Below are 4,396 nucleotides of genomic sequence, written 5' to 3' on the forward strand. Positions count from 1 at the left end.
CAATACCAGCGCACAGCCCAAAGAATGATTTCGCCCTGAAAATGCCGACCATGGAAAGGATTCATATGCTGCACCTTTAGCTAAAACAGTCTTCAGCTTACCATTCGTGGTTATTTGCAACAGTGCCAAATAGATTCATTTTCGATACTCTTACTTCAAAGCCAAAATTTTTCGGGCACCATTAAGTACGAATAAAGAAACCAGTATGCCAATGATTAAGTCTGGATAAGCTGATCCCGTCCACGCCACGAGTACACCGGCAAATATAACGCCCATATTTACGACAACGTCATTCGCCGAGAAAATCCAACTGGCTTTCATATGTGCGCCATCTTCTCGATGACCAGAAATAAGATATAAGCATGTCACGTTAGCTATAAGTGCGAGCAGGCCAATAACAATCATGAGCGTTGATTCTGGCTCGCTTCCAAACATGAATCGTCTAATGACATCAACAATCACGATAACAGCAAGTAATAACTGAATCCAACCTGCGAAATGGGCTGCTTTTATTTGATATTTCGCAGCTTTTCCGACGGCATATAGCGCAATACCATAAACGGCTGCATCGGCAAACATATCTAGAGAATCAGCAATCAATCCTGTAGACGCAGCAATAATACCGCTGATGAATTCTATAAAGAAAAGTAGAGCATTAATACCTAATAACAGTTTAAGTACTTTAGCTTGTCTCACAGGATCAGGTTCATTAGGTATATCGCCTGAAGAAAGCTGTATTTCATCAAGTTTCGCCCCAAAACCCAGTCCTTCGAGTTTAGCCGTAATTTGCTGAATCCCTTCATTATGGAAGACTTTCAGTTTTCGATTGGGAAGATCAAAAGTAAGACCTTTAACTGCTTCAATATCTGCAAGAGCCATACGGACCATTTGCTCTTCAGCAGAGCAATCCATTTTAGGAATGGTGTAGGTACTTGTTTGCTTAGCCTGTTGATTGCTTATATAAGTTTCAGTCTTCACAAGCTTTGCACCAAAACCCAAAGCTTCAAGTTTGGTGGTTATATTTTCATCTTTTTGATTATGTAGAACCTTTAAAGAACGGTTAGGTAAATCAAAGATGAGTTTTTGAACACCATCAATTGAAGATAGCGCCATACGAACCATCTGTTCTTCCGCAGAACAATCCATTTTGGGAACTAAGTATTCACTCATGTAGTGCGAATCTTTTAAAACGTCTTCAGTGCTTAAATTTTCTTTGGGATCAGAACCATAACAGGATTGAGCGGTATCTTCACAACTGTTTGAAGTGTTACAGCAAGGAGATGAAGATTTTTTTTCTTCCTCTTCACCACAACAGCTAAGCGTATTATCACAATTCTTTGAATTGTTTGCTTCTGCAATTGATGGATGATTTTCTTGTTGAGATTTCTTATCTTCGCATGGTGTTTCTTTACTACATCCACAACCACTCATAATTATACCCATTAAAAAAATTATAAACTTTGAATATTAGAATCCCTATAGTTACTATAGAGTCAAGAATCTTGGGAAATACTAACTCAATGCATTTAAAAATTGGTGAACTCTCTAAAAAAACCTCATGTTCAGTATTAACAATTAGGTTTTATGAAAAGGAAGGTTTAATTCCGGAACCGGAAAGAACGGAAGGAAATTACCGCCTTTACGATGTAGGCTATGTTGAGCGAATTAAATTTATTTTGAATTGCCGAACTTTAAATATGAGTTTGAATGAAATTCGTCAATTACTTACCTATAAAGACAAACCTGAGAAAAATTGTTCAGATGTGAATGAATTAATTGACTTACATGTCAGTGCTATCAGAGAAAATATAATCAAGCAACAAAAGCTTATTGAACAACTATCTGATTTAAGAGGTACTTGTGATGGTTTATGTACAATTGACCAATGTGGAGTTTTAAAAAATCTAGCTTGATTATCTAGACCTATGCTTTTTTCAAAAAATCGGCACTGTTGCAAATAACCACGAATGGTAAGCTGAAGACTGTTTTAGCTAAAGGTGCAGCATATGAATCCTTTCCATGGTCGGCATTTTCAGGGCGAAATCATTCTTTGGGCTGTGCGCTGGTATTGTAAATATGGCATTAGCTATCGTGAACTGCAGGAAATGCTGGCCGAACGGGGTGTGAATGTTGATCACACGACTATTTACCGTTGGGTTCAACGTTATACGAATCTAAAAATGGGAGCCTATAGCTCCCATTTTTATTGTTAAACGTTGAATCCTATATGTTTTCCTGTTGGAAGCTCTACATCAATACGGAGCTTCCCACCCATTGCCTCAACATACTTTTTCATGGTTGAAATCTTAAGATCATTGCCACGATTTTCTATTGCTGAAAGCGATGGCTGTTTTATTCCCAAAGTTTCAGCAAGCTCTTTTTGAGAAATTTCGAGTTCTTCACGAATAAGATGAAGCTGATTTTCTAGCAGTAATTCATCAGCCATTTTTTGAATACGGGCTTGGCTCTCTGGAGAGCGGCTAGCTAACAATTCTTGCAGAGTCTTAGCCATTAGATTTATCTCCTAGGGTAGTGAGATGAAGTTGGTATTGTTCATCTGCAATATCCAGCATGTCTTTATAAAAACGCTTTTTACCGCCTTTATCAGCAATACATAGAACAATAGCCTGTCGTAAGGGATCAAATGCGAAGAAAGCTCTTAAGGGTCTACCGCGATGTTGAACACGCAGTTCTTTCATATTGGTAAATTTAGACTCATACACAGTATCTACTAAAGGACGGCCTAAACTCGGTCCCTACTGCTGTAGAACAACCAGGGCAGCTAGGACCTTCTCTTGTGTAGGTTCATCTTGCTGTTCAAGCCACTGATTAAATAGATCTGTCGTAATGACTGTCCACATACCACAACCAAAATATAGATTATAGTCTATATTTTAGGGGCATTATGTTTGTTTTGCAAATGAAAAAGGATAGGCAATAAAAAAGCCCGACATCCTGTCGGGCTTTTCCATATTTGGCGCTTAGATCTGACTCCTGTCTGATCTCACGTTCCTTGTTGTTCATCTTATTCTTTTTATCTGGAGCATCCTGCTCTCTATGTCTTCATGATAGGAAATTTCCAGTATTGCGGATAGCAGCAAAGGGCCGAGATTGGTATGAGCCAGGGCTTACAAAATAGCCTAAATTTTATCCACAAAAAATGTGGATAGTTTTGGACATTGAGGCATTGATAAAATTTGAAAAATCTCAAAATTGGTTACTTTTTAAACAAAATTATTGGCAAGAACTATCAAAAACGCTCATAAAAAAGCCGACTTGTTTCCAAGTCGGCTTTTCGGGTTTGCGTCCCCGATTTTTTATAGCATAACTTTTTGAAATATAAAACTATTTTTATATGTGTTTCGTATAAGCACCATTATGTTAAATGAGGCGGATTATTCTCATTAATGATCCCAAAAGATTTTCTCCACGCTTGAGGACTTGTACCATATTTTTCACGAAAATTTTTTCTAAATGACACTGTATTATTAAAACCTGAAAGCTCGGTTATCTTTTCGATAGACAAGTTTGTTGTTTCTAAGAGTTCACAACTTAATCTGATTCTTTCAGTATTCAGCCAATCAACCAGGGTCATGCCTGTCGCTTTCTTAAAATGCCGTGTGAATGTCCTGCGTGTCATATGTGTCCGTTCAGCTAGGCTTTCAATATTATGTTGTACAGCTAAATTCGTTCTTAAAAAATCAAGTAATAGGTTAATTTGTGAATCTTGGCTCGATTCTGCTACTGGCTGTTCAATAAACTGAGCTTGCCCACCTTCACGGTGAGGCGGAATTACCATTACTCTAGAGACTTTATTCGCAATTTGTGCATTATAGATTTCACGTACCAAGTACAAACAGCAGTCTAACGCTGCGCCTGTTCCAGCAGAGGTTACGATCCTTTGGTCTTCTACATACAAGGCATCATGATCAAGCTGAACCTGTGGAAATCGCTCACTGAAATCTTGTTCAGCCATCCAGTGCGTAGCTGCTTTTTTATGGTCAAGTAAACCAGCATATGCTAATGCATAAGTTCCATAGCATAACCCTACAATTCTAATTCCAGTCTGATATGCACAATTTAGGGCATCGATAAGTACTTGTTCAGGCTCATGATTAAAATCATCCCATCCAGGAATAATAATAAGATCCGACTCTTTAATGAGTTCAATCCCACCATCAGGGATAATCATCATAGACTGTTCTGTTTTTACGGGTTGGCCATCTATAGAAAAAATTTTCAGATCAAATAAGCGTTTATCTTCAATCCTGATATTGAAAATGATATGGGGGATAGAGAAGTGAAATGGATTTATATTGGGATAAACGAACAATCCAATCACTGGTATAGCCATTCGGTCTACCTCTCTAAAATAATAAATATAGCATGTTGTCCC

At 37.9% G+C, this 4,396-nt stretch carries 4 protein-coding genes and 2 pseudogenes; 2 read left to right on the forward strand and 4 right to left on the reverse strand.

What is annotated here, in order from left to right:
* Positions 1–150: 150 nt before the first annotated feature.
* On the reverse strand, positions 151–1,431 hold the full coding sequence (locus MF4640_RS18255) for a cation transporter (RefSeq protein ID WP_026056599.1): 1,281 nt from the start codon (positions 1,429–1,431) through the stop codon (positions 151–153).
* Between the two features lie 89 nt (positions 1,432–1,520).
* On the opposite strand from MF4640_RS18255, the gene cadR reads away from it, so the two are divergent.
* Both cadR and MF4640_RS18265 read left to right on the forward strand, forming a co-directional pair.
* Entirely contained in the window at positions 1,521–1,913 is a 393-nt protein-coding gene (gene cadR, locus MF4640_RS18260) for a Cd(II)/Pb(II)-responsive transcriptional regulator (RefSeq protein ID WP_000550240.1), read from the forward strand.
* Positions 1,914–2,006: 93 nt separating this feature from the next.
* Positions 2,007–2,168, forward strand: a pseudogene (locus MF4640_RS18265) (IS6 family transposase); the annotation flags it as partial.
* A 41-nt stretch (positions 2,169–2,209) separates the two neighbouring features.
* Here MF4640_RS18265 and MF4640_RS18270 read toward each other — a convergent pair.
* The 3 genes and pseudogenes from MF4640_RS18270 to MF4640_RS18280 all read right to left on the reverse strand — a co-directional run bounded on the left by MF4640_RS18270 (position 2,210) and on the right by MF4640_RS18280 (position 4,354).
* Complete coding sequence (locus tag MF4640_RS18270; protein WP_001140620.1) at positions 2,210–2,512, reverse strand: helix-turn-helix domain-containing protein; 303 nt, start codon at positions 2,510–2,512, stop codon at positions 2,210–2,212.
* Positions 2,505–2,861: pseudogene (locus MF4640_RS18275) on the reverse strand (type II toxin-antitoxin system RelE/ParE family toxin). Before MF4640_RS18275 ends, MF4640_RS18270 begins: the two are co-directional and overlap by 8 nt.
* Positions 2,862–3,376: 515 nt before the next feature.
* Positions 3,377–4,354, reverse strand: coding sequence for a GlxA family transcriptional regulator (locus tag MF4640_RS18280; protein ID WP_078390460.1), 978 nt, complete (start codon positions 4,352–4,354; stop codon positions 3,377–3,379).
* Positions 4,355–4,396 lie beyond the last annotated feature (42 nt).

This window comes from Acinetobacter sp. MF4640 (assembly GCF_002018895.1).
Taxonomy (GTDB): domain Bacteria; phylum Pseudomonadota; class Gammaproteobacteria; order Pseudomonadales; family Moraxellaceae; genus Acinetobacter; species Acinetobacter johnsonii.